Origin of the sequence: Belnapia moabensis DSM 16746 (assembly GCF_000745835.1) — a bacterium.
In the GTDB taxonomy this organism is placed as follows: Bacteria; Pseudomonadota; Alphaproteobacteria; order Acetobacterales; family Acetobacteraceae; genus Belnapia; species Belnapia moabensis.
The window spans coordinates 1-4,952 of the sequence record NZ_JQKB01000184.1 but is presented as its reverse complement, the minus strand read 5'-3'; the positions used below and the strand labels follow the sequence as shown (position 1 = coordinate 4,952).

The window sequence follows — 4,952 nt, the reverse complement described above, 5'->3', positions numbered from 1 at the left end:
AGCGAGGCGGTGCCGGACCCGCTCCGGCGAGCGCGGGTCGTCGATGCAGGCTGCCAGCCGGTCGGCAATGCCGAGGCGGCGCTCGACCTCGCGCAAGGCCAGCAGGCCGCCGTCGGAGGAGAGTTGCCCGCCGTCGAAGCGGGCGATCAGGAGCTTGCCGCCAACCGATGACAGGCCGGGCAGCGGCGGGGTAGGTTCAACCGTGACGGGCATGGTCTCCGGACGCGGCTGGGTTTGAGTGTCGTAGCCAAATTCTACGTCCGCACAACGGCTTGCGCCATGCCCGTCAGCCCTCGCGCATAATCCGGGCTAGTCAGGCAGACTGTCTCTTGCCAAAAAAAGGAACCAAGAAAACAACGGACTCACCTTTTGCTTGTTGTTTCCAATCCTGATATTCGCCTTATGTCAATTGTTCTTTCGCTTGCTGTACAGGCTGTAGCCTGCTTAAATACCGCATCGTGTTTCGCCCCCTTGTTTAGGCTTCCGTTGAAAACGTAGTTCAAGGAAAGATACAGCGATGTCTGCTCGTATATCGGAAAACCATCATGATGTTAAATCGAGCAAGCCTCATGCCGCTGACGATTCACAGACAGTATTTAACTTTAGCACACCTGGGACCGTAACTAAATTCACTGTTCAAGAAACCGGCTTGTACAGTATCGAAGCTATTGGCGGGGCAGGTGGCACTGGAAATGCCCGGACAGGTAGCAGCAGGGACGAAGCGGTTGGCGGCCTCGGCGCACAGGTAGTAGCAACCTTTGACCTGACTTCGGGTGACGTTTTAACGGTAGTCGTGGCTGCCCAAGGTGGGAACTCCCGTGAAACCATCGGGCCCGCAGGTGGAGGCGGTGCGACCCTGGTAATCGGACCAGACGATCTGCTGGTGGTTGCAGGTGGCGGTGGCGGCGGCGCCGTAGGCGGCAACGAGGCACAAAGCAGAGGGACGGACGCTGGTCCTGATCAGGATGCGACCAGCGGCAAGTCCGCAACATTTGGTATCGGCCAAACTGTGGCGGGCGGAGCGGCCGGTTCCAACGGAGGCGGCGGCCAAGGCGGCACCTATGCCGGAAACGGTGATGGCTACGGTGGAGGCGGCAGTGGTGGTTATCTTGTCAATGGAGGCGATGGAACCATTCCCGCAAATGCCGGTGGTGGCGGTGGCTCCCTCGGCAATTTGGACCTTGCTGGTGGGACTGGTGGGGCCGGTAACGGCGGCGCCGGAGGGTTTGGCGGCGGCGGCGGCGGTGGCTATCTCGGCGGTGGCGGCGGCGGCGGCGGATATAATGGCGGGGGCGGCGGCCCGGCCGTCGACAATGTCGGGGGTGGTGGCGGTGCTGGTGGGTCGTTTGTCAGCAGCAACGCCATAAGCAGCGGTTATGATACAGCTTCGGCACGCGGCAACGGTTCAGTGGTGCTCACACTACTGGATAATGGGTTAGAAGGCCCATCAGTCGTCGACTGGAATGCTCTCGCTGCCCGGGTGACAGCAAATTTCGAGGCGACTGGACATTGGTTTCTCGATCCTGTGTCTTACGATGAGAAAACCACGGATTGGAATGCGCTAGCGGCACAAGTTACTGCCAACTATAACGCGTCAGGTCATTGGTATTTATAGTACGATTAAATATTCGGCTTCGATAAGCAGATGATGAAGTGCCGATTATAGAGTTCCGATCGCTGTATCCGGGATCCCGATGGTATCGCGGCAGCCGCGCAAGCGCCGGATACCTCACTCCAGCTAGGTTCTGTGACCGGAGTGGCTGGCTCACCTTTCGACGTTGCATCGGTCTCTGGCTGTGGGTCTTCGGACATTCTCCCGAGTTTTTGGGGAACACAAACATAATCAGTACAAGCCTGACGACGCCCAGTAGGTGTCGCTGATGTTGGTGCTGCGGCAGATCCCGCTGGCGTAGAAGGGTGATGAGGCGGCGCTGCGTCGCTTTGCCGAGGCGGCACTTTGGATCTGCCGAACCGGTGCGCCGTGGCGTGACCCGCTGGAGGCGCTGGGCTGCTGGTCCAGGGTCCACACCACCGCTGGCGCCGCTGGTGCCTGCGCGGCTGGTGGGAGCTGGTTTTTGAGGCGCTCCGCCCGAGCCTGCCCGCCGACGGGCTGCTGCTGCTCGACAGAACCACCTGCAAGGCCCATCACGCCGCGAGCGGGGCGGCGAGCAGCACGGGCCGCCGCCGATGCGCTAGGCCCAGCCGTGACGGGCTGTGCTCCAAGGCTGACGCAGGTTCGGGCTGCCGGGTAGCGTCTCTGCGGGCAGCCGCTTAGGGTGAAAGGCGGACCTACCCGTCACCCAAAATGGCACGACGGCGTTCCAAGCTCTCAGCAGGCCAGAGCGTCGCCATATCGTAGTAGATTGGGAACGCGGGTGCCTTTTTCGGCAGATCGACCCACGGTAGCTTTGAACGCGTAAAAATGTGTGCGGCCGGTGCGATCACAGAAGGGTTGTCCAGCGTGCAAACTCGCACAAAGCGTAGGGCTGGCCGCCTGCCGTAGTCGCTCCACATGGCAGTCCAGCAGGCTGTGCAGCGGTAGATATCGTGTGGCCGACCGCTGTCTGTGGGCATCGAAACGGCCTCCGGCGCAGTGCCTTCTACCTCGATGCGATCAGTCTCAATCAGCGCGTTGACGACAAATGCGCTACCCACTTGCCGCTGGCAGTCACGGCAGTGGCAACACTGGACGAACATTGGCGCTGAGCGCAGCCGGTACCGGACCCTCCCGCACGCGCAGCCACCTTCGAGTTGGTCGTGTCGCATGTAGTCGCTCGCCATCCATGTCGTCACCTCTCATGATCGCGGACTTGGCGGCGGGTACGCAAGGATCGAGGCAGCATCACATCCAGGTTGCGAACTATCCGCTTAGGGTCGCCTGCCCCCTTTAGAAAGTCTTATCCGACCGACCATTGCACCGGCGTCGGCACCCACTGAAACTGCGATTCTGGCTCGGCCCGGAACTGTGACGTGGACAGTTCGAACACTGTGACGCGCTCCGCGACCTATGACACGGCTCCAATAGGAACTGTGACGCAGCGCGTGGAGTACACCGTGACGCGGGTCAGCCTGAGCACTGTGACGTCGTCCGCAAAGCTTGCCGTGACGGCATCGCGGTCGGCACCTGCAAGGATTAGCCCCCAAGAATTTTGCGTTGCGCGAACTTGCTAGCGACGCCTTGGCTCGGCGGCGGCGCTGCGGCAGTGCCGCCTTCAGGTGGACCGGCGATCGTGGCCCTGGCATGCCTGCAAGGGTAGAGGAATTCGGGCGGCAGGGCATGGAGTGGACTGAGGCTGAACGGCGGGCGATTGCCGAGGGTGAGGTGGCCGCGGACAACTCCGGCGCCATCCCGACCGGCCTTCCGGAACCGGAGCGCGCCGCTTGGCGCCAGGGCTACGCCAGGGGATGGAACGCCCTTGGCCAGCCACGGCAGGTCGACATCCCCGAGCACACCTTCGAGCGCGACGCCTGGAGCCTGGGATGGCAAGCGGGTTGGGCTGTCTGCAAAGCAGAGGGACAGGGCTACACCGGGCGGGTCCACGAGGCGTTGTGGGATCGGGTATTGAAGCTTGAGGACGTCGACGTGAGCCGGTGGTCGCATCCCGAGCGCGACGCCTACGCGGACGGCGCGGCTGCGGCTCGGGCAGAGTTGGAGGGCGTCCCGACGGCACGATACCGCGGGCGCCTGCTCGAGTTCGCCCAACATTGGCTCGGTGGCTGGCAGGACGCCTACATCGAGCTGGTCGAGGGTGATCTCGCCGCCGCACGCCGCGCGGCCGAGTTCAGGCGGCAGGCTGACCTGGAGGAACAACGGGCAACCGCACCGGGATCCGCAAGTGATCGCCCACGATCGGGCGCCGAGCGCCAGCGAGCCTACCGGGAGCGCAGGGCCACCGCATGGATCACCCTGTCCGCGGCAGCGCATGCAGGCTTCAGGGAGGTTTCCTCCCAGAAAGGCACGAGCTTCGACCGGACCCTGCGATCAGTTCTGGAAGCGGCTCTGAGGGTACTGAATGGGTGGAGCGAGGACATGGGCGCTCGGGATGCCGAGGCGCCGGAGGGAACACGGTCATCGGCAGAGGTAAGGGCAGCTCCGGCTCCCGACCCGGCCGCCGGAGCGGCGCCGCTCAGGACACCTAAACCGGCCGCCTCGCCGACGCCCTCGGACGGGCGATCGGCTGCCGCTCGCAAGGACTCCGTGCAGGTCGAGATCTCCGGGCAGACGCGCGAGCTGCTCGACGAGGTCTGCCGCCGCGTGGCGCGGCCGCGGGAGGTCGTGCTCGTCCACATGGCCCAAGCCATGCGGGAGCAGCTGGCACGAGGCAAATTCTGACAGCCCAACCGGGCAGCACGCCAAGGCAAGGAACCTCCCACAATGGACCCCGCCCCTGGCGAGGCAATGCATGCGGCGCCGCGCCCGCGGTTTGCTCGACGTGCGGCACGGCGCCAAGGTCGCGGCCTTGCGCCCGCGGCCGGACCTTCCGCGCCACTGATGCCGGGCGGCGCCATACAGGAGCCCGCAAGCCTGACAAGGATTTCACGAAAGCGGGGCATATTCCCTCTCTGCTGGCCCGGGCGGAGAAAAGGCCGCCTGTCAGGCCCGGCACCAACGGCGGCTGGCTGCTGTAGCTGACCAAGGGCCAGTGGCAGGTTCTACTTCTCCGCGAGCGGCTCCGCCGCATCGTCCGCCTCAACGGCTCTGCGGCGTTGCGGCATCCGGCCGGGAACGTGTTCCAGCCGGTCACGATCGTCATGCCGACAACGAAGCCAAAGAGCTGCGGGCGAGGCTGCTGCGGATCCTTGCATCGTCGTCGCTGAGCATCGTTTGGACCGGCAACGGTCGGCACCGATCCGAAGCGGGTTCTTACAGCTGAAGTGGACCTTTGGCTCAGCTTGTCGCTGGCAGGCTGCTATTCGAGGAAGCTGCGGAGTGCCCGCGACCGTGTTGGATG

At 64.0% G+C, this 4,952-nt stretch carries 4 protein-coding genes; 2 read left to right on the top strand and 2 right to left on the bottom strand.

The genetic code is table 11. The features are described 5' to 3' along the window. Nucleotides 1-213 (bottom strand): transposase (locus tag EP26_RS29750; RefSeq protein WP_043344863.1); only part of this gene is annotated, 213 nt, incomplete at its 3' end. Nucleotides 214-517: 304 nt separating this feature from the next. Between EP26_RS29750 and EP26_RS36570 the strand changes: the two genes are divergently transcribed. Then, nucleotides 518-1,615, top strand: a complete 1,098-nt coding sequence (locus EP26_RS36570; RefSeq protein WP_169747544.1) for a hypothetical protein — start codon at nucleotides 518-520, stop codon at nucleotides 1,613-1,615. Between the two features lie 674 nt (nucleotides 1,616-2,289). Here the strand turns inward: EP26_RS36570 and EP26_RS38850 are convergent. Beyond that, a complete protein-coding gene (locus tag EP26_RS38850; protein ID WP_084113154.1) occupies nucleotides 2,290-2,766 on the bottom strand; it encodes a GFA family protein in 477 nt (158 codons plus the stop codon). A gap of 511 nt (nucleotides 2,767-3,277) precedes the next feature. Between EP26_RS38850 and EP26_RS29740 the strand changes: the two genes are divergently transcribed. Then, nucleotides 3,278-4,333 carry a hypothetical protein gene (locus tag EP26_RS29740; protein WP_043344857.1) on the top strand — a complete coding sequence of 352 codons (1,056 nt, stop codon included), beginning with the start codon at nucleotides 3,278-3,280 and terminating at the stop codon, nucleotides 4,331-4,333. Nucleotides 4,334-4,952: the final 619 nt, after the last annotated feature.